Source organism: Gardnerella sp. DNF00354, from assembly GCF_049262755.1.
Lineage (GTDB): Bacteria > Actinomycetota > Actinomycetes > Actinomycetales > Bifidobacteriaceae > Bifidobacterium > Bifidobacterium vaginale.
The window spans coordinates 298,630-319,361 of sequence record NZ_CP058402.1; the positions used below are offsets into that span (position 1 = coordinate 298,630).

A 20,732-nucleotide genomic window follows, 5' to 3' on the forward strand; every position below is an offset into this window, starting at 1 on the left:
TATTTTTATTCCTTTGTAATAGCATCGCGTAATTTGTGTGCTTCTTCGCAAGGATTTTGCGCAAGCATTAGAGCAGATACTACGCATAAACCATCTATTGAAGTGCTTTTAATAGGAAACACGGTATTTTCATTAACTCCACCAATTCCGAGCGTGCTAATGCCGAGTTCTTTAGCGCGTTTAGCAATCTTTTCTACTCCTTCAACGCCTAAAGCAGGAGCAGCGTCTGGCTTAGTGGCAGTAGGCCAAATTGGGCCTATTCCAATAACATCAGGCAATGCCACATTTTCTTTAGCACATTCGTTATAAACGTAATCTAACTGTTCTAACTTTTCTATAGAAAGTCCAACCATCCACTCTGCAGGAATAGACTTACGCGCTTCAATATAAGGCGTATCTGTTTGACCAACATGCAAGTTGAACCCTAAGCTTTTAGCGCAATCTATACGATCGTCAACAAAAATCGGCACGTCTCCGCAACCATTAGCAAGCATTTTGTCTCGCAGGCTTTGAGCTTTATTGTTAAAAGTTTCGCTATTTGCGTACTTATCGCGCAATTGAACTACGCTTGCTCCGCCTTTAACGCAATCAACTGCAATATCTTCTTCGGCTCGATCACTCATCTTTGGGTCTGTTATAAAGTATAAAGACCAATCGACAGGATCGAGTTCAAATTCAATATTCGCTAGTTTCAGCATCTCGTCTGCGCTCAAATCCATAAGCGCATCCATCCATAATTTTCTAAATGACCCTGGCAATGTTGAACGTTGCGCTGCCCAAGTTCCTGCTGCAGCAGCGTGTACGTGCGCGGCAACTGTTGCTGTAAAAGGTCGATTTCGATTTGCTCCAACGTATGCTGCCACCAATGCGCCAAGAGAGCAGCCCGTGCCGACTACTTTCGTCATTATTTCGTGGCCGCCAGAAACTCGTGCCGAGCATCCATGACCATAAATAGCGTCTTTTTCGCCAGAAATAGCCACTACCGAGCCGTAGAGTTTAACTAGCTTCTTAGCAGCTGCAACTGCCGAATCAACCGAGTCTCCAGCGTCTACGCCTTTACCGCCGCTTTCTTCTCCAGCTAAGCCTAAGATTTCGGAAGCGTTGGCGCGAATTACAGCAGGATGACTTTTAACAATTTCGCGCGCGTATTGCGTGCGTGGAGCTAAACCGCCAACTGCAACTGGGTCAAGAACCCATGGAGTGTGTGCTTTTACAGCTCCGCGAATCGCAGCATCCATAGATTCTTTGTCTACTGGCCTGTACGTTCCAATGTTTACTAATACACCAGATGCGATTTGAGCAAATACTTCAGCTTCTTCTGCATCTACGACCATTGCTGGCGATGCTCCAGCAGCTAGCAGAACGTTTGCTGTTATTTCTTGAACAACATTATTCGTTACGCAATGTGTTAGCGGATTTTTTGCGCGTAAAGTTTCAATGCATTCTCGCACATCTTGCATGAATTGCTTGCAACGAGCATTAGTTGAGAATTCACTATTTTTAGAGCACGACACAGTAGTCATGATTTTCCCTTCGCTAGTACTAACTAGATCAGGTTCAACGGGTATAATCTCAGCGCTTATGCGCACCCCGAACCTATGTTTGACTATATATGTTCGTTATGACGTTATTTACGCGCGCGACGACCTACCTTTTCGCTTAAAGCGTAGCGCGAAAAGGTAATTCGGAGCGCTGAGCTTGCTCAAAGTTGAAAGCACACCGTGCTTTCAACGCAAGCGAAGACGTTCGCGCGAGTAGACCGCGCGACGACCTGTTTTAAATAATAAAAAAGCGGGGAACAATCGTTCCCGCTAGAAAGAATAATGCGGCAGCGTGCTAGTCTCCCACACCCTATCGAGTGCAGTACCCTCACCGTGTCAGGCCTTAGCTTCCGGGTTCGGAATGGGACCGGGCGTCTCACCTGAGCCATGACCACCGCAAAACTAGATTATACACTCACTATAAGCGAGCGGCAAATTGGCGGTTTGGGAACCGGACATGAACGCGAGCAACAGAAAAACAATCATCAAAATCAACAACTCAACCATAATCATGATCGTCTAACACTCCATACTATCTAAGAGAATTAAACGATAAGCAATACAAGTAGTATCACAATCGCCCATTAGTACTGGTCAGCTCCACCCCTTACAGGGCTTCCACATCCAGCCTATCAACCACGTGTTCTACATGGGGGCTCACACACAAAGTGCAAGGAATGCTAATCTTGGAGCAGGCTTCCCGCTTAGATGCTTTCAGCGGTTATCCCTTCCAAACGTAGCTAACCGGCAGCGCCACTGGCGTGACGACCGGCATACCAGAGGTTCGTCCACCCAGGTCCTCTCGTACTATGGGCAGGTCTCCTCAACATTCCAACGAGCGCAGAGGATAGAGACCAAACTGTCTCACGACGTTCTGAACCCAGCTCGCGTGCCGCTTTAATCGGCGAACAGCCGAACCCTTGGGACCTGCTCCAGCCCCAGGATGCGACGAGCCGACATCGAGGTGCCAAACCATCCCGTCGATATGGACTCTTGGGAATGATCAGCCTGTTATCCCCGGGGTACCTTTTATCCGTTGAGCGATGCCACGTCCGTACGCCGGCACCGGATCACTATCTCCGACTTTCGTCCCTGCTCGACCCGTCAGTCTCACAGTCAAGCCCGCTTGTGCGATTACACTCAACACCCGATTGCCAACCGGGCTGAGCGGACCATTGAGCGCCTCCGTTACTCTTTAGGAGGCAACCGCCCCAGTTAAACTACCCGCCAGGCACTGTCCCTAACACGGATAACGTGTCGAGGTTAGACGCCAGATATGGAAAGAGCGGTATTTCACTGATCGACTCCACGCAAGCTAGCGCCCACGCTTCACAGCCTCCCGCCTATGCTACACGATCCACACCTAACGACAATACCAAGGTATAGTAAAGGTCCCGGGGTCTTTTCGTCCTTCTGCGCTTAACGAGCATCTTTACTCGTACTGCAATTTCGCCGGGCTCCTGGCCGAGACAGTGGGGAAGTCGTTACGCCATTCGTGCAGGTCGGAACTTACCCGACAAGGAATTTCGCTACCTTAGGATGGTTATAGTTACCACCGCCGTTTACCGGGGCTTAAATTCACCGCTTCACCGAAGCTAACGGATCCTCTTAACCTTCCGGCACCGGGCAGGCGTCAGAGCGTATACAGCGGCTTACGCCTTCGCACGCTCCTGTGTTTTTGGTAAACAGTCGCTACCCCCTAGCTTGTGCCACCCCCAACAGCTCCGCTTGTAAAAAACATCACCATCAGGGGTCTCCCTTATGCCGAAGGCACGGGAGTAATTTGCCGAGTTCCTTGGCCAGGATTCGCCCGATCGCTTCGGTATACTCTACCAGACCACCAGTGTCGGTTTAGGGTACGAGCGGAATCACACCTCACGTTGAAGCTTTTCTCGGCAAGCAGGATCACCGGAATCAGCCTTACAGCCTACCCATCACGCCTCAGCTTAACATCCCCCGGATTTACCTAGAGGACAGCCCACACGCTTAGCCACGGAAAACCACCTCCGCAGCCGGCTACCTACCCGCGTCACTCCCACGCTAACCTACTACCGATACAGTCCCAACACTAAACCAGAAGAAAACCCCGAAAGATAATCAACCAGAATAACGAAGGTTAGTACTCTCAGATTCAGTTCGAACGGTGTAACACCGGTACGGGAATATCAACCCGTTCATCCATTCGACTACGCCTGTCGGCCTCGCCTTAGGACTCGACTCACCCGGGGACGACGAACGTGGCCCCGGAACCCTTAGTCATTCAGCGGACAGGATTCACACCTGTCTCTCGCTACTCATGTCTGCATTCTCACTCCCGTAAAGTCCACGACAAGTTCACACTGCCGCTTCACCCCATACAGGACGCTCTCCTACCCCACATGAACTAAATCATGCAGCCGCGTCTTCGGTGGCGTGCTTAAGCCCCGCTACATTGTCGGCGCGGAACCACTAGACCAGTGAGCTGTTACGCACTCTTTCAAGGATGGCTGCTTCTGAGCCAACCTCCTGGCTGTCTATGCGACTCCACATCCTTTCCCACTTAGCACGCGCTTCGGGACCTTAGACGACGATCAGGGCTGTTTCCCTTTTGACGACGGAGCTTATCCCCCGCCGACTCACTGCCATGATAAACCTAACAGGTATTCGGAGTTTGGCTGCTATTAGTACCCGGTATGGGCCCGCAAGCATCCAGTAGCTCTACCCCCTGTAAGCAATAACATGACGCTGCACCTAAATGCATTTCGGAGAGAACCAGCTATCACGGAATTTGATTGGCCTTTCACCCCTAACCCCAAGTCATCCCCCCAGTTTTCAACCTAGGTGGGTTCGGTCCTCCACACGGTCTTACCCGCGCTTCAACCTGCTCAGGGCTAGATCATCCCGCTTCGGGTCCAGGACATGCGACTAAAACGCCTTTTAAAACTCGCTTTCGCTACGGCTCCCCCACCCGGGTTAGCCTCGCCACATACCACTGACTCGCAGACTCATTTTTCGATAGGCACGCCGTCACCCCACAAAGAAGGCTCCGACGGATTGTAAGCGCACGGTTTCAGGAACTATTTCACTCCCCTCCCGGGGTGCTTTTCACCTTTCCCTCACGGTACTAGTACACTATCGGTCAGACAGGAATACTTAGGCTTACCCAACGGTCTGGGCAGATTCACGCGGGATTCCACGAGGCCCGCGCTACTTGGGAATAAACATAAAAAGACATCGCGCAACCTGCTACGGGGCCATCACCCTCTACGGCTGGGAATTCAATCCCATTCACATAACACGACATTTTATCACTCTTCTCAACCCCGTCAGAGGCTGAACAGTCAATCCCACGACCCCGAATACGCAACACCTGACGATTATCACACGTACTCGGTTTAGCCTGATCCGCTTTCGCTCGCCACTACTCACGGAGTATCCTTTCCTGCAGGTACTGAGATGTTTCACTTCCCTGCGTACCCCCCCACAAAAACTGTGGTGACCACCCATAACAGTGGCCGGGTCTCCCCATTCGGAAATCCTCGGATCAAAGCCCACTCGGCAGCTCCCCGAGGCATATCGCAGCCCGTCACGTCCTTCATCGGTCCTGTCTACCAAGGCATCCACCATACGCCCTTACCAGTGATACACCAGTAAAAAGCCTATCGCTTAACTCTCTAGACAATAAATCATCACACTAAACGATCACAAAACGATCAAGCGACTCCACCAAAATGGAGCCGGTTGAAATTGATAAAAGTAAAAACAAGCAAAACCAAAAAACAGTCTCACTATTCTTACTCGCGTCCACTATCCAGTTCTCAAACCACCAAACACCAAGAACACAAGCCAAAAACCAAAAAGCCTCAACCTGTAATCCAAGGGCCAGGACCGCAACCCCAAAAAAAGGGGGGTGGCAATCCGGGAACCCAAAAGCATGCCCAACAAACTCATCTAAAACATTAACTATTGTTTTCCACACCAGTAACCACACTCAATCCGAGCGTGCACAAAAACTCCGTAGAAAGGAGGTGATCCAGCCGCACCTTCCGGTACGGCTACCTTGTTACGACTTAGTCCCAATCACGAGCCTCACCTTAGACGGCTCCATCCCAAAAGGGTTAGGCCACCGGCTTCGGGTGCTGCCCACTTTCATGACTTGACGGGCGGTGTGTACAAGGCCCGGGAACGCATTCACCGCGACGTTGCTGATTCGCGATTACTAGCGACTCCGCCTTCACGTAGTCGAGTTGCAGACTACGATCCGAACTGAGACCAGTTTTAAGGGATTAGCACCATGTCACCATGAAGCAACCCGTTGTACTGGCCATTGTAGCATGCGTGAAGCCCTGGACGTAAGGGGCATGATGATCTGACGTCATCCCCACCTTCCTCCGAGTTAACCCCGGCGGTCCCCCGTGAGTTCCCGGCATAACCCGCTGGCAACACAGGGCGAGGGTTGCGCTCGTTGCGGGACTTAACCCAACATCTCACGACACGAGCTGACGACGACCATGCACCACCTGTGAACCTGCCCCGAAAGGAAACCACATCTCTGCAGTCGTCAGGCACATGTCAAGCCCAGGTAAGGTTCTTCGCGTTGCATCGAATTAATCCGCATGCTCCGCCGCTTGTGCGGGCCCCCGTCAATTTCTTTGAGTTTTAGCCTTGCGGCCGTACTCCCCAGGCGGGACGCTTAACGCGTTAGCTCCGACACAGAACCCGTGGAATGGGCCCCACATCCAGCGTCCACCGTTTACGGCGTGGACTACCAGGGTATCTAATCCTGTTCGCTCCCCACGCTTTCGCTTCTCAGCGTCAGTAACAGCCCAGAGACCTGCCTTCGCCATTGGTGTTCTTCCCGATATCTACACATTCCACCGTTACACCGAGAATTCCAGTCTCCCCTACTGCACTCTAGCCCGCCCGTACCCGGCGCAAACCCACCGTTAAGCGATGGGCTTTCACACCAGACGCGACGAACCGCCTACAAGCTCTTTACGCCCAATAATTCCGGATAACGCTTGCGCCCTACGTATTACCGCGGCTGCTGGCACGTAGTTAGCCGGCGCTTATTCGAAAGGTACACTCACCCAAAAGGCTTGCTCCCAATCAAAAGCGGTTTACAACCCGAAGGCCTTCATCCCGCACGCGGCGTCGCTGCGTCAGGGTTCCCCCCATTGCGCAATATTCCCCACTGCTGCCTCCCGTAGGAGTCTGGGCCGTATCTCAGTCCCAATGTGGCCGTCCGCCCTCTCAGGCCGGCTACCCGTCGAAGCCTAGGTGGGCCATTACCCCGCCTACAAGCTGATAGGACGCGACCCCATCCCATGCCACTAAACACTTTCCCAACAAGACATGCGTCAAGTTGGAGCATCCAGCATTACCACCCGTTTCCAAGAGCTATTCTGGAGCATGGGGCAGGTTGGTCACGCATTACTCACCCGTTCGCCACTCTCACCAACCAGCAAGCTGGTCAGATCCCGTTCGACTTGCATGTGTTAAGCACGCCGCCAGCGTTCATCCTGAGCCAGAATCGAACCCTCCACGAAAAACTTCAATGAAGAGCCAACAAAAGGCTCCAATATAAAAGAAAAAGACGAGACATTCTTTAAGGAAAGAACATCCCAACAAAAAACCTCACCATCATTTAACCATCTCTCAGGCACCCCACAATCTGTGAGGCTGACAATGAACTGGCAATAATTAACTAATAAGTAGTACAGACACGCTCTTGAGTTCTCAAACCACCACCACACCAGCCGGCTCATCAACCTCAACCGAGGAGAACCAGCCGCGCTGAGCAGCAAGAGATAAACTTACACCAAACCCCACCAAAACGCAAACCAACACCAAACAAACACCACAAAACCATTGAAAACAAGCCAAAACATCGGCGTGTCGAAAACACGCAAAAAACCACAACAAACCACCACAACCACCAACACAAAACCAAAAACAACCCAAAAAACAAACAAAAAACCATAAAAAACACAAAACCCGGGAGTGTCGCGCAGAGCAATCGAGCAAAATAATCAAAATACACAACGCAAACAAAATATATGCATACAACATGTGTACGTGCTATGCGTTCGCGTGCTATATATAGGTATATGAGAAATAGCGAGAAAAACAGCAAGAACAACTCACACAATCACATTGTGGCTCTAACAGGCGCCGGAATATCTACAAGCGCTGGCATTCCAGACTTTCGAGGCCCAGATGGAGTTTGGACTAAACACCCAGAGCAAATGAGCGTCTACGACATTGACGCGTTTTTAAGCAGCGAAGAAGAACGCGTGTACTCTTGGCGCTGGCAAAAAGAGTCGCCAGTTTGGAACGCTCAGCCAGGAACAGCACACAAATCGCTAGTAAAACTTGAGAAAGCTGGGATGCTGGACTTAATCGCCACTCAAAACTTTGATGCGCTTCACGAAAAAGCTGGAAACAGCCCAGATATTGTAGTGAACTTGCACGGAAGCATTGGAACATCGCATTGCATGAGCTGCCACGCTAGCTACAATACAGCAGACATTATGCGCGACTTAGACGCACACCCAGACCCACATTGCAGGCGCGCGCTGCCATACCACGGAAACATGCCTTGCAACGGTCTTATAAAAACAGACGTTGTATATTTTGGAGAAGCACTTCCCGAAGGCGCAATGGAACGCAGCGCGCAGGCGATTATGCACGCAAGCGAGTTGTGGGTTATTGGCTCCACGCTAGAAGTATTCCCAGCTGCAAGCCTTGTGCCGCTAGCCGCTCGCGCAGGAGTGCCGATTACAATAATGAACCTGGGTGCTACGCAATACGATTATTTGGCAGAGCGCATAATACGCGAAGATATTGCGAAAGCTCTGCCAAAGTTAGTAGACGAAACTATTGCAAAGTGACTATTACAAAGTGACTATTTCAAAATAATTATTGCAAGCTAACAGCGATTCCCTCCCAAGGCGCAAGCGTGCCATTTTTAAGTGATTTAAGAGCATGATCCGCGCTGTAGGTAGAAATCATCACATCATCATACAATACGCCATTAGAGGCGATATTACGCAACAATTCGGCACTTTGAGCAGGTATTGCCACAGACGAATCCGTCATATTTACCATTACGAGCAGCTTCTTTATCGAGACAGAGGAAGAATCGCCAGCAACAGCGCTTGAAGAACGCACACCATTCTCAAGACCTGCCTCATCTGCCACATCTGCCTTACTATTCTCACAAGTCTGCTCAACCTTCCTAATAAACGCGTAAACACACTCATCATCCGCATCAATCAAATTCCAAGAACCAGCCGAAACAACAGGCTGCAAATGACGCAACTCAATCAAACGCTTGTAGAACGAATAAACAGAATCCGAATCTTCCATTTGCTCAGCCGCGTTAATATCTACATAATTAGGATTCACGCTAATCCACGGCTGTGCATTATTTTGCGACGGAACATTAAAAGGCATGAATCCCGCATATTTAGACGCATTCCATTGCATAGGCGTTCGAGAATTATCGCGACCGCGCTTTGCGAGCGCATCCATCATCGACTCAGCCGACTGAATATGCGCTTCTTCTACGCGCTGCTTAAACATGTTCAACGCTTCCAAATCGCGATACTGCTCGAGACTCGTAAAGTGCGCGTTTGTCATGCCAATTTCTTCACCCTGATACACGTACGGAGTACCGCGATGCATATGAAGAAGCATTGCAATCGCCTTAGCGGAAAGCACGCGCATCTCATCGCTAGCCTCACTACCCCAGCGAGAAAGCGCACGCGGCTGATCGTGATTATTAAAGAACAGGCTCGCCCAACCAGCCTCGCTAACTGCCTGCTGCTGATCCGCCATTGCGCGCTTTAATGCCGTCAACTTAAGAGGAATAGGATTCCACTTAGTGCCATTTGCGCAATCAACATTAACTTGATCGAACAAGAAGAGCATGTCTAGCTCGCCATTAGCAGGATTTGTAATATAAGTGTTTCGATGCGCGGAAATTCCAGGAGCCTCGCCAACAGTTAAGAAACCTTCGCGACCCTTGAAAACCGCCTCGCGCATCTCGCGCAAAAACTCGTCTAAACGAGGACCATCGGAGCAGAAGAAATACGGCGAAGAATAGCCGTCGTCGCCAGCTGGCGCATCCTCGATCTGCGAACCGTATTCTCCAGGTAAACGCCCTTCGCTATCTACGCGCTTAGAAATTTGCGTAATCACATCCATACGGAAGCCGTCAATACCGCGATCCATCCACCAATTCATCATCTTGTACACGGCAGCGCGAACCGCAGGATTTTCCCAATTCAAATCTGGCTGCTTTGGCGAATACTGGTGGAAGTAATATTCGCCGCGCTTTGGATCGTAAGTCCACGCGGAACCGCCAAAATACGAACCCCACTTATTTGGCTCAGCACCTGGCTCCCCAGGAACGCAACCTTTGCGCGCTGGCCTCCACCAATACCAGTCTGCGTAATCGCTAGAAGCATCTCTTGAAGCCTGGAACCAAGCGTGCTCGTCGGAAGTGTGATTTACTACCAAATCCATCACAACTTTAAGACCGCGCTTGTGCGCTTGTGCCAAAAGCTCATCCATATCTTCTAGGGTGCCAAAAAGCGGATCAATATCTTGATAATCGGAAATATCGTAGCCGTTATCGTCTTGCGGAGACTTGTAAACAGGACTAAGCCAAAGCACGTCAACACCTAAATCAGCCAAATAATCAAGACGCGAAGTAATGCCCTTCAAATCGCCAATACCGTCTCCGTTAGTATCTTGGAAGCTTCGCGGATAAATCTGATACACAACTGCATTTGCCCACCAAGGGTTTGGTGTAGCCCCATTTGTGCGCACGGATTCTGGCAAGTTCGCTTTGTCAAAAGTAGTCATTTAATCCCCATTAATTTACGTTAATAAGTATTTTTATTACAGTTTTATTTATTACAAATAATTTTATTTATTTAATAGTATTTATGATTTTAGACTCTAAATTTTATCAGCATACTAGATGTTACGCGCGGATAATAAAAAGCGACCCATGGTAAAAACCATGAGCCGCGTCTCCTTCTCATTCATTGTACGAATTGTAGAATGCTCTCCAAATCATTGCTGATTATGCAATTTAAACGCTAGTTCCGCCAAATGAACTCCGTGCGTTAAGAACTCATGAGTGCGGCACACGTAATCATTTTCGCGACCAAGCTTCGCAATATAACCATTGATATAATCAACCTCTGTTTTTCGTCCACGACTCATATCTTGATACATAGAAGGATAGTGCAAAGGATTTGCCACTCGGCTCACGTAATCAATAGCCTCCAACTCCTGCTGACGCGTATTAACCATACGGATTCCTGCACGATCGCACACGTCGTACGCCTCGTCAATAAGTTGGCGAGCCATATCCATAGCCCCTGGGTAAGAAATAAACTGACCCATCTGAATCTGATACATTGTGCACAAAGTGTTAACTACGGAATTAAAAACTACCTTCGCCATGCAAGTACCCTTGAAATCTTCCGTAATAGTAGGATTCAAGCCAGCAGCTTTAAAATCATCTCGCATAGCAAGCTCAACATCACTCACCTGCTCATTCAACGCGCACATATTCATCGTACCAACGCCGACTTTACCAATAAAATCAACGTCGCCCGGGCCATTCAGCACGGTTGCAATCATTGCAGTACCACCGTAAATACGATCATCCGAGAAATATTGCTGAAGCTTCTCAAAATGACCCCAACCATTCATTGCAGCAAAAACAACTTGATGATCATTAAACAAATGCTTGCATCGCTCCAACATCTCCGCAAGCTGCATCTGCTTCATAAACACAATCCACACATCTGGATCGCCGTCATAATCCTCAGGGGTATACATATTGATTGGCACAAGATGACGATTTTCATGATCTCGGCTCACCATTACGCCGCCTTGCTCGCGAACTTTATTCACATTTTCATCCCAGGCATCAATGAAATCAACATGAATGCCAGCCGTTTCCTGCAACAAAACGCCATAGCGATACCCCATAGCTCCAGAACCGATCATTGCATATTTCATGCCACTCATAGTGACACCTCCTTTTAGGTAAAAATGTACTTAGGCGAAATTCATACATACATGGAAATTCGTCGAAGCGACTGTAAATATAGTAAAAAGCAGTAAGGCTGATTGTAGTGACTAAAATCAGCCAACTGCTTTTTGGTTTTTATAGCATATTACACAGTTTTTTGAGAATGTCAAAATTTTTCTAATTACATCTTTGCGGCGTTTCTAATTAAAAAATTATTCAGTTTTATCTATGATTTTCGAAAAAATTACGCAATAATTGCACGCACTCCGATTCACAAACAGAACCAAAAACTTGCGGATGCGAGCCAACATGAGGATCTCGCAAAATATCCCAAACAGATCCACATGCGCCAAGTTTTGAATCCCATGCGCCAAAAACAACACGCTTTATATGTGTTTGTAAAATCGCCCCAGCGCACATAGGGCAAGGCTCCAAAGTAACAACAAGCGTGCAATCACTAAGATTCCAAGACTTGCAAGATGCTGCCGCCTGCCTAATCGCAAGAATTTCTGCATGAGAAAGAGGATCCGCGTCTCGCTCGCGAAGATTAGAGCCGCGCCCAATAATCACCCCAGAGCCGTCTACAACAACAGCGCCAACTGGAACTTCTCCGCAAGCTTGAGCAGACTTAGCTAGTCGCAATGCCTCTTGCATGAGCGACGTATAGCCATAGCCGCACGCATTGAAAGTCACATTAGCCCCGAAGAAATATTGTGCAAAGCAAACCAAGAGCGAATATCGCCAAGTTCTTCCATATGAACGGCATGATCAAGTCCGCGGTAACGCTTCTCTTCCAACCACGTATGTTCCTCAAGCCAAGCTGCAGCCGCCGAAAACTCGTAAGGAGCAATAACAGCATCATCCAAACCATAACCAAAGAAAACAGGCGTATTAAGATCAGCAAGAACATCATCATTAAGAGAAATATCCTTGGCAATATTAGGAGCTACAAAGCCAGAAAGCGCAACAGCTGCACGATAACGTTCAGGGTTAAGCCTGAGAATATGAACAGCAAGAGCCGCACCCTGCGAAAAACCAAATGGCACAACAGCGCGATCTTCAGGAACGTTCGCAGCAACCCACTCGTCAATTGCAGCAGCTGCAGCATACATATCTCGATCTAAGTCATCTCCCTGAGGAACAGCATCATGGAACCAGCTGTAAGCGCCTTGATCTAATCGAAGCGGAGCGCGCAAAGAAATCGCATCATTATAAGGGGCAACAACGCGCAGCAAATCAAGCAAATCATCCTCATTGGAACCCCACCCGTGCAGAAGCAAAAGAAGAGGTCTTGTAGCGTAAGCCGACGCTTCTCCGCGAGAATACTTAGCAGCGCTTACATGCAAATCTTCGCCGAAACGTCCTGGAACAACGCTAGATTCGCGACCAGCATGGAGACCATTTGAAGCGCTTGCAGCACTGTCTTCGCTGCCAAAATCACCATTATTGTCGTTATTGTCAAACTCGCCGTTGTCGAACTCATCTGAGATCACACCGTTATGATTAGTCATATCTACAGCATACGGCACAGCTTTGGCATTTATAACCCTTGTAACCCGAACACTGCGCTAAGCGTAAACGCTACATAAAAATTTAACCCCGACCGTTTAAGTCGGGGTTTAAATTAAAGGAAAAAATATGAATAAGCTTTCGTGAATTACTTTTTAAGTTTTTCACTAATATTATGAAAACACATAATCCTTAGTGCTGCTAGTACGTTAGCTGATAAGTTCCTGAAAGTTTACTACTTTTCCCCTGATTTTTCTTGATATTAGTTGCTAATCTTACAAATTTAGACTTTCAAATCTAGATTTTCAACTCTAATCTTATAAATTTAATCTTCCAAATTCGCGCGATAGAAGTTCTCATAAGACCTAGATGGTGTTGGACCACGCTGACCTTGATAGTGAGATCCATTAACAGAAGACCCGTAAGGATTTTCGCAAGGAGAACTCAGCTTGAAGAAGCACATCTGGCCAATCTTCATGCCTGGCCACAATTTAACTGGCAAAGTACTAACATTTGAAAGCTCCAAAGTAATGTGGCCTTCAAAACCTGGGTCAATAAAGCCAGCCGTGGAATGAGTTAAAATTCCAAGACGGCCAAGCGAACTTTTGCCTTCTAAGCGCGCAGCAATTGTGGAATCCAACTTCACATACTCCCAAGTGGATCCAAGCGCAAACTCGCCAGGATGCAAAATCCAAGGTTCATCAGGGGCAACCGCAAACTGCTCAGTCAACTCCCCCTGATTTTCTGCAGGATCCACGTAGGTGTAAGCGTGATTATTGAACAATCGGAAGAATCGGTCGAGCCGCACATCAATCGACGCAGGCTGCACCATTTGTGGGGTCCATGGGGTCAAATCAATATGACCCTCGTCATGAGCTTTGAGGATGTCGCGATCAGACAACAGCATAACGTCAAATCTCCTTGCGATAAAACTTCGTAAAACAAACACTTAAACACTGATACGCCAAGTGTAGCGCGTGCCGCAGTCGAAAATATTAGGCAGAAATCGCAGCAGAGGAAGCAGCTTTGCGCTTAGCAATAAATCGCAAAACGCACTTTCTTAGCTCCGAAGCAATAAGCACAACCATTGAAAGCCCAAGGCATTCAACCCACTCCATAAAGTCGAGTGGAACTGTGCCAAACGGACCATTAAGGAATGGTATATAAATTACAGCAAGCTGCAACACTACAGAAACTGCGATTGCGCCCCAAAGCCAACGATTTGCAAACAAGCCAACAAACACGCTTTGCAAATGAGAGCGAGAAGCCAAAGCATTAAGCATTTGCGCAAACACAAGAATAGTGAAGCCCATTGTGCGCGCGTGAGTCATTTGAGCTGCATGAGTTAAAACAGTTGTGGAGCGGTCTGTAAACAATCCGCCAGCCAAATGCATATCCATGCCAATCAGCGTTATAGCTGCCATGATCACACCAATAAACACAATGTCTCCCCACATTGGCTTATCGATAACGCTATCTGTAAGTCTTCGCGGCTTCCTATTCATAACATCGTCAGTTTGCGGATCAACACCCATTGCGAGCGCAGGAGCCGCGTCCGTAAGCAGATTAATCCACAAAAGCTGAGTTGCCAGCAAAGGCAAAGTTACGCCAACAGAATTTGGCTGCGTAATTCCCAAAGCGCCAGCAAACACTACGCCACCAAAAACGGTAAACACTTCGCCAACGTTGGAGCTAAGCAAGTATCGCAAGAATTTACGAATATTGTCGAAAATTCCGCGACCTTCACGCACGGCTGCAACAATTGTAGAGAAGTTATCGTCAGCCAAAATCATCTTGGCAGATTCCTTTGTGACTTCCGTACCCGTAATGCCCATTGCAACACCAATATCTGCCGACTTTACAGCAGGAGCATCGTTTACGCCATCACCAGTCATAGCAACAATATTGCCTTGCCTTTGAAGCGAGGAAACAATCGCAAGCTTGTGTTCTGGAGCAACGCGCGCGTACACGCTAGTTTTACTTATAGCTTCATCAAAAGCAATATTATCGTCGTTGCGCGAAAGCAACTCGTCAAGCTCATCGCCAGTAAGCGCATGCTCATCTTTTCCGATAATGCCAAGGTCGCGAGCGATTCGAGCAGCAGTAAGCGGATGATCGCCAGTAATCATAACAGTTCGGATTCCAGCACGATGTGCTTGAGCAACGCTATCTCGAACTTCGATTCTAGGAGGATCAATAATCGCAACCATGCCGTTCCAAATCAAATCAGACTCCAAAACATCACTTTGTTCAGCAACGTCTGCGATTTGGCCGGCAGCGTTAGAAACCATGCCGTCAACTTTAGCTAAACTATCTACGCCAAGCGGCCTATACGCCATTGCAAGAGTGCGATACGCTTCTCCAGATAGCTTTTCCACGTTTGCAAGAATTTCTTCGCGATCTCCGTCTGTAAGAGGACGAACAGCGCCAGCAACTGCGATTCGCGTGCAATAAGAAAGCAAAACATCTGGAGCGCCTTTAGCGCAAACAATAAGATTTCCAGAATCCGACCCGTCTTTAACAACAACAGACATGCGTTTGCGCTCAGAAGTAAACGGCACTTCCGCAACGCGACTAAGATGCGCATAACGCTTGTCCGCCTTGGTTTTGCGCGCCGCAACAATAAGCGAAACCTCGGTAGGATCGCCAACTGGCTGCCATGCGTCAGACGATTCATTATGGTGCAAATCGCCATCGTTTGCTAAATACCCAGATCCGAGCGCGCCAATCACCTCTGTTGCTAGAGCTGGAGGAACCGCCAAATCCGCATCTAAAGAATCAAGCAAAACCATTCGTCCCTCTGGCTTATATCCGCTACCCGTAAGCTGCACCTGGCCACTAGGCGTTATAACACGCTCAACAGTCATCTCGTTTCGAGTTAAAGTACCCGTTTTGTCGGAGCAAATAACAGATGCGGAGCCAAGCGTTTCTACAGACGAAAGCTTTTTAACAACAGCATGATGCTTTACCATGCGCTGCACGCCAAGCGCAAGAACAACCGTTAAAATAGCAGCCAAGCCTTCTGGAACAGCAGCAACAGCAAGAGATACCGAAAGAAGCAAAGAATCTATAACATCTTCAATAGTGCGGAACCCTTCAAGCGCCCACATAGACGCAAGCACAACGGCTGCAATAATACACACTGCGATTCCAAGAACCTTAGATACGCGAACCATCTCCTTCTCGAGAGGAGTGGCTTCTTCTTGCGCACTAGAAAGCATATCCGCGATTTTTCCAACCTGAGTTTTCATGCCAGTAGACGTGACGATTGCGCGACCAGTACCCTGCGTTACGGCAGTGCCATTAAACACCATGTTTGTGCGGTCTGCCAAAGATTTTGGCGAAGCTAGAGTTTCTGGACGCTTGCTAACAGCAACAGATTCTCCCGTAAGGCTTGCTTCCGCAACGCGCAAAGAAGCGGCTGCAATAAGCCTTGCATCTGCAGAAACAGCATCGCCTTCGCCAAGAACCAAAATATCTCCAGGCACAACATCTGCCGTATCTATGCGCATAACTCGCCCATCTCTAAGAACAGACGTTTGCGGAGCGCTCATTTTTGCCAGCGCCTCAACCGCTTCTTGCGCACGCGACTCTTGAATATAGCCCAAAACTGCGTTTGCTATAAGAATCACGATTATAACTATTGAGTCAAACGGCAGAACTTCGCCGCCACTTTCACCACCATGTTGTGCGCGCTCAACAAACCATGCGATTGCGGAAATAATAGTAGCCGCTATAAGCAAGTAAACAAGCGGATCTTTAAACTGTTCGAGGAACCTCTTCCACGCTGGTGTTTTAGGAGCGCTAGCTAAAACGTTCGAGCCAAATTGCGCGAGCCTTTTAGCCGCCTCATCACTACTTAAACCCGTAGAAACGTTTACATTAAGCGAATTTGCAACATTTTGCACGTCTTGTAATGACGGATCTTTGGATTGATCGCTTTGATCAACCATATTTTCCCCCTTGGGAGCGCCGCGGAGTAGTCAATAATCAAAATTTTTACGCAAAGTTGACTCAAAATCTTGATTATTGCGCGGTTGTGGATTATTGCAATAACAATAATTAAGTACCGTTCTATTATGCCACATAAAGCGCCAAATACTAATGCCTCGCTAATGCAGCGCCAAAGCATCGTCAATGCCTCGGGGGCATGTGAAAATAGGAATATGGCTATGAAAAAAGGACCGACCAAGGGGTCGGGTGGAAAACATCGTAATGCATTGCGCGGCAAGGGACCTACTCCTAAAGCAGAGGACCGCGTGTATCATAAGGCTTATTTCGCTAAAAAGGCTGCGATTAAGCGCACGTTTGCAGATCCGCGTTTGGCAGCTAGACGAAGAGTAGATAAGTTGGGCACAGATAGCGACGAGTTGGTAATTGGGCGAAATGCAGCTCTTGAAGCTTTGCGCGTAGGCGTTCCTAGCACGCAGCTTTATGTTGCAAATCGCATTGAGCATGACGATCGCACGCGCGAAATCGTTAAGCTTGCTGGCATGCAAGGCTTGCGACTTTTGGAAGCGGATCGCCTGGAGATGGATCGCATTGCTCACAGCACCAATCATCAAGGCATTATATTAAAGGTGCAGCCTTATCAATATTATTCGCTGCAAGAGCTTGTTGATCGCGCAGAAAAGAAGTCTCGCGCTATGGAAGCAGCGGATTCTGCATCCGCTCGCATTAACGCGCGCCCATTGTTTATAGCGCTAGACGGAGTTACCGATCCACAAAATCTTGGTGCTGTTATCCGATCCGCAGCCGCTTTTGGCGCAAATGGCGTAATTTTGCCAGAGCGCAGGAGCGCATCTGTTACAGCTGCCGCTTGGAAGGTTTCTGCGGGCGCTGCAGCACATTTGCCTGTTGCTAGAGTTGTGAATTTAAACAAGGCGATTCAAGGTTTGCGCGAGCGCGGATGGTATGCGATTGGTCTTGACGGTGGCGGCGACAAGCTTGTTGGCGAAACTGGTTTTGAAACCGATCCGCTTGTTGTAGTTCTTGGAAGCGAAGGCAAGGGCATGAGTCGCCTAACGCGTGAAGCTTGCGATGCTATTGCTGGAATCCCAATTTCTAGCGCTGTCGAATCGCTTAACGCATCCGTTGCAGCTGGAATCAGCTTGTATGCTGTTGCTAATGCGCGTAGGCTTGCCGCTTTAAATCAAAATTAGTAATTAGCATTGCGAATTAAGAGTTAACACTCATGCGGATTTTTAAGCCACGCAATTTACAAGATTCACATAACGCGCGCACATTGGCTTTATTATTAGCTTTTGTTTTATACATTGCGATTATTGCAATCGTAATGTGTTTCCACGAACCTTGGTTTGACGAAGCTCAAAGCTGGCTGATTGCGCGCGATTCGTCGCTTACAGACATTATTAGCGTTAGACCCCATTACGAGGGTCACCCTCCTTTTTGGAATCTTTTGCTTGCGATTGCAGCCAAAAATGGCGTTCCATACGAGTTTGGAATTAAGGGCATTCAACTGGTTTGCGCAAGCCTACTGGGTGCGTGGCTTATTTTTAAGTCGCCTTTTAAAAGCGCAAGCAGCCTTGCAACTTTTCTTATTCCGTTTACTTATTTTGCTTGCTTCCAATACGGTGTTACATCGCGACCATACGCTTTGCTTTGCTTAAGCTTGCTAGTAGCGGCACATTATTGGAATAGTGCGGATTCTAAAACTTCTAGCGCTTGGAAACTTGCGATTAGTCTTATGTTTATGTGCTTGCTTAGCGTGTATGGGATTGCATTTGCTGCAGGCTTTACAATTGCTTGGATTTGGCGAGTTTTTAGCAAGAATATTAACAAAACTCTTAATTTTAGCTCCATTCTTCACGCGATTAAAGCAACAATCGCATCAAATTTGGCGCGACTTATATCTTGGGGATTAATCGCCATTTTTGGCGCTGCAAACCTTGCTCTTGCATGGCCAGCAAAAAACGCATTCGCCACTCGCGCAACGATTGATGGCAATTCAACAATTGCAAAATGCTTCGCTTTTATATTCGTAATGCCTTCCGAAAGCATGTTTACAAGCTTTTATGGCGATATTTCAATGCGAAGAATGCCTTTTGACTTTTTGCCAATTGCAATATGCACGCTGTTTAGCCTTGCGATTTGGGCGTTTGCCATTAGAATCGCCAAGCGCAGAAAACTCCTTACAGCTCTTGTAATCCCTTATCTTGTCCTTACAATCGTAGCTGTTCGCTATTTTACGCTTCACCACGCAGGTCTAATATTTGTGTTTTTGCTTAGTGTGCTTTGGATTAGTCACATAAAAGAGCCGCTTAGTACAAAAGATATTCCTGCGATTTTTGTTAAAGTCGCCCCTACTAAATTCAGATTTATAAAAAACAAAGCTTTTAAAATCAACCTACTAATATCAATAATCCTTGCACCAAGCCTAATTTGGAACGCGTTTGCTTGCGTAAACGACATTCTGTTTGACTATTCGCCTTCTAGATCTGTAGCACAATACATATCTAGTAATCACTTGCAAAATAAGCGTTTTGTAGCATCTTGGCTCCATAACGACGAGCAGGTTGACGAAAGTGGAAAAGTTATTTCTCACGAAGAAAACGACACTCACCAATATTCGTGGCTTTTAATAGGCGCAAACCCTTATTTTTCTAAAAATCTTATAGATTGCGCTTACGAAAACAAGACTTTTATAACGAATGAAAGCCCTACTGCAAGCCAGCAAGCACAAGAGTTGACGGATTGTGCTGCAAAGGGCGAGCCAGAATTTTTTGTTAGCGAATCCAGCCAGCCGTGGTACTACTTCTTGGCTTTAAACTACAACATTTCGCATTACAATGCGCACGCTGTTTCCAACGTTAAAACGTCTTGGAAAGCTTGGGTTTATGAAAGCACGTCTACTATTTACGAGCGCAAAGCGCATATAAAATAAGCAAAAACGATTGTTTCGCAATCACTAAAGCAGCTCAATCTTTGGATGCTCTGCTCTAAACTCGTTTGTGTGCGAATCGCTAGCATACCCAAGCGCAAATCCAGTTAAAAGCTCCATGTTTTCTGGAACGTCAAACTCCACGTCTAGCGGATCTCGCCAGGTCGCCAAAACTCCAAGCGGACAAGAGTCAACGCCTAAATCTTTAGCAGCAAGAAACAGCGTTTGTAGCATAAGACCTGCATCCATCGCAGCAAATGGCATAAAGTCGCGTCTAGCTAAAACAAAGCCAATAACGGGTGCTCCAAAAGCTTCGAAATTTCTGCGCGTATGGGCGTTCCTGGCTGCAAAATCGTGCCTTTCGATTCCTAAATGCGAATATAACGCTAGACCGAGTTTAGCGCTTCGCTGTTTTAGATCGTCGGGGTACGGCTTTGCAACAGGAACGTCGCCATTAGGCGCTGACTCTTGAGCAAACTGAGCGCGCTCAGATTCGCTCAAACTCTTATCTTTGGCTTTAAGCATTGCATTGCACTTATCTAAATAAGCTTTTACAATGCGATCTTTTTTGCCACCTTGCGCAATCGCAAGCGCGTAAGCTCTTGTGTTGCTCCAGCTTGGCGCAAGAGAAGCAGTGTGCAATATTGACTCTAAAACGTTTTGCTCAATCGGCTTATTCAAAAAGTCGCGTGCAGAAAACCGCTCCAATGCAAGTTGGCCAAAATCTTTGTAAGTCATACTA

13 protein-coding genes, 3 rRNA genes and 1 riboswitch are annotated in these 20,732 nt (G+C 47.7%); of the genes, 3 read left to right on the plus strand and 13 right to left on the minus strand.

Features of this window, described 5'->3' with window-relative positions:
- Positions 1-5: 5 nt before the first annotated feature.
- The 6 genes from thiM to HXT24_RS01145 form a co-directional block, all read right to left on the minus strand.
- Positions 6-1,523 (minus strand): hydroxyethylthiazole kinase, encoded by a 1,518-nt coding sequence (gene thiM / locus HXT24_RS01120; protein ID WP_422119472.1) that lies wholly within the window; start codon positions 1,521-1,523, stop codon positions 6-8.
- Positions 1,511-1,603, minus strand: a riboswitch (TPP riboswitch). (Overlaps the previous gene by 13 nt.)
- Before the next feature lie 220 nt (positions 1,604-1,823).
- Positions 1,824-1,940: ribosomal RNA gene (gene rrf / locus HXT24_RS01125) — 5S ribosomal RNA — on the minus strand.
- A 166-nt stretch (positions 1,941-2,106) separates the two neighbouring features.
- Positions 2,107-5,167, minus strand: a 23S ribosomal RNA gene (locus tag HXT24_RS01130).
- A gap of 47 nt (positions 5,168-5,214) precedes the next feature.
- Complete coding sequence (locus HXT24_RS01135) at positions 5,215-5,511, minus strand: hypothetical protein (protein WP_422119432.1); 297 nt, start codon at positions 5,509-5,511, stop codon at positions 5,215-5,217.
- Between the two features lie 30 nt (positions 5,512-5,541).
- A 16S ribosomal RNA gene (locus HXT24_RS01140) occupies positions 5,542-7,069 on the minus strand.
- The 16S, 23S and 5S rRNA genes sit together here, the layout of an rRNA operon.
- Positions 7,070-7,259: 190 nt before the next feature.
- The gene (locus tag HXT24_RS01145; protein WP_422119473.1) at positions 7,260-7,592 is read right to left on the minus strand and encodes a hypothetical protein; all 333 of its coding nucleotides are present in this window, start codon (positions 7,590-7,592) and stop codon (positions 7,260-7,262) included.
- A gap of 38 nt (positions 7,593-7,630) precedes the next feature.
- Between HXT24_RS01145 and HXT24_RS01150 the strand changes: the two genes are divergently transcribed.
- Complete coding sequence (locus tag HXT24_RS01150; RefSeq protein WP_020761133.1) at positions 7,631-8,413, plus strand: SIR2 family NAD-dependent protein deacylase; 783 nt, start codon at positions 7,631-7,633, stop codon at positions 8,411-8,413.
- A gap of 28 nt (positions 8,414-8,441) precedes the next feature.
- On the opposite strand, the gene HXT24_RS01155 is transcribed toward HXT24_RS01150, so the two are convergent.
- From HXT24_RS01155 to HXT24_RS01180, 6 genes are all read right to left on the minus strand, one after another.
- Positions 8,442-10,394 (minus strand): alpha-glucosidase, encoded by a 1,953-nt coding sequence (locus HXT24_RS01155; RefSeq protein WP_422119474.1) that lies wholly within the window; start codon positions 10,392-10,394, stop codon positions 8,442-8,444.
- 213 nt (positions 10,395-10,607) lie between these two features.
- On the minus strand, positions 10,608-11,576 hold the full coding sequence (locus tag HXT24_RS01160; protein ID WP_415698820.1) for a ketopantoate reductase family protein: 969 nt from the start codon (positions 11,574-11,576) through the stop codon (positions 10,608-10,610).
- Positions 11,577-11,802: 226 nt separating this feature from the next.
- Complete coding sequence (locus tag HXT24_RS01165) at positions 11,803-12,234, minus strand: nucleoside deaminase (RefSeq protein ID WP_422119475.1); 432 nt, start codon at positions 12,232-12,234, stop codon at positions 11,803-11,805.
- Positions 12,235-12,269: 35 nt separating this feature from the next.
- Positions 12,270-13,091, minus strand: a complete 822-nt coding sequence (locus tag HXT24_RS01170; RefSeq protein ID WP_019261475.1) for an alpha/beta hydrolase — start codon at positions 13,089-13,091, stop codon at positions 12,270-12,272.
- Positions 13,092-13,414: 323 nt separating this feature from the next.
- Positions 13,415-13,996, minus strand: a complete 582-nt coding sequence (gene dcd, locus HXT24_RS01175; RefSeq protein WP_014554278.1) for a dCTP deaminase — start codon at positions 13,994-13,996, stop codon at positions 13,415-13,417.
- 88 nt (positions 13,997-14,084) lie between these two features.
- Complete coding sequence (locus HXT24_RS01180; protein ID WP_422119476.1) at positions 14,085-17,042, minus strand: cation-translocating P-type ATPase; 2,958 nt, start codon at positions 17,040-17,042, stop codon at positions 14,085-14,087.
- A 213-nt stretch (positions 17,043-17,255) separates the two neighbouring features.
- Between HXT24_RS01180 and rlmB the strand changes: the two genes are divergently transcribed.
- Both rlmB and HXT24_RS01190 read left to right on the plus strand, forming a co-directional pair.
- A complete protein-coding gene (gene rlmB / locus HXT24_RS01185) occupies positions 17,256-18,251 on the plus strand; it encodes a 23S rRNA (guanosine(2251)-2'-O)-methyltransferase RlmB (RefSeq protein ID WP_174143110.1) in 996 nt (331 codons plus the stop codon).
- Positions 18,252-18,283: 32 nt separating this feature from the next.
- A complete protein-coding gene (locus tag HXT24_RS01190; RefSeq protein WP_422119477.1) occupies positions 18,284-19,993 on the plus strand; it encodes an ABC transporter ATP-binding protein in 1,710 nt (569 codons plus the stop codon).
- A 24-nt stretch (positions 19,994-20,017) separates the two neighbouring features.
- Here the strand turns inward: HXT24_RS01190 and HXT24_RS01195 are convergent, their stop codons facing one another.
- Entirely contained in the window at positions 20,018-20,728 is a 711-nt protein-coding gene (locus tag HXT24_RS01195; protein WP_422119478.1) for a nitroreductase family protein, read from the minus strand.
- Between the last annotated feature and the right edge of the window lie 4 nt (positions 20,729-20,732).

What these genes read in the sequence shown, in the direction of transcription:
- HXT24_RS01155 (WP_422119474.1), bottom strand. Translation starts at nt 10,394, where the DNA reads ATGACTACTTTTGACAAAGCGAACTTGCCAGAATCCGTGCGCACAAAT.
- HXT24_RS01145 (WP_422119473.1), bottom strand. Translation starts at nt 7,592, where the DNA reads ATGTTGTATGCATATATTTTGTTTGCGTTGTGTATTTTGATTATTTTG.
- HXT24_RS01180 (WP_422119476.1), bottom strand. Translation starts at nt 17,042, where the DNA reads ATGGTTGATCAAAGCGATCAATCCAAAGATCCGTCATTACAAGACGTG.
- rlmB (WP_174143110.1), top strand. Translation starts at nt 17,256, where the DNA reads ATGGCTATGAAAAAAGGACCGACCAAGGGGTCGGGTGGAAAACATCGT.
- HXT24_RS01160 (WP_415698820.1), bottom strand. Translation starts at nt 11,576, where the DNA reads ATGAGTGGCATGAAATATGCAATGATCGGTTCTGGAGCTATGGGGTAT.
- HXT24_RS01195 (WP_422119478.1), bottom strand. Translation starts at nt 20,728, where the DNA reads ATGACTTACAAAGATTTTGGCCAACTTGCATTGGAGCGGTTTTCTGCA.
- HXT24_RS01170 (WP_019261475.1), bottom strand. Translation starts at nt 13,091, where the DNA reads ATGACTAATCATAACGGTGTGATCTCAGATGAGTTCGACAACGGCGAG.
- thiM (WP_422119472.1), bottom strand. Translation starts at nt 1,523, where the DNA reads ATGACTACTGTGTCGTGCTCTAAAAATAGTGAATTCTCAACTAATGCT.
- HXT24_RS01150 (WP_020761133.1), top strand. Translation starts at nt 7,631, where the DNA reads ATGAGAAATAGCGAGAAAAACAGCAAGAACAACTCACACAATCACATT.
- HXT24_RS01165 (WP_422119475.1), bottom strand. Translation starts at nt 12,234, where the DNA reads ATGCAAGAGGCATTGCGACTAGCTAAGTCTGCTCAAGCTTGCGGAGAA.
- HXT24_RS01190 (WP_422119477.1), top strand. Translation starts at nt 18,284, where the DNA reads ATGCGGATTTTTAAGCCACGCAATTTACAAGATTCACATAACGCGCGC.
- dcd (WP_014554278.1), bottom strand. Translation starts at nt 13,996, where the DNA reads ATGCTGTTGTCTGATCGCGACATCCTCAAAGCTCATGACGAGGGTCAT.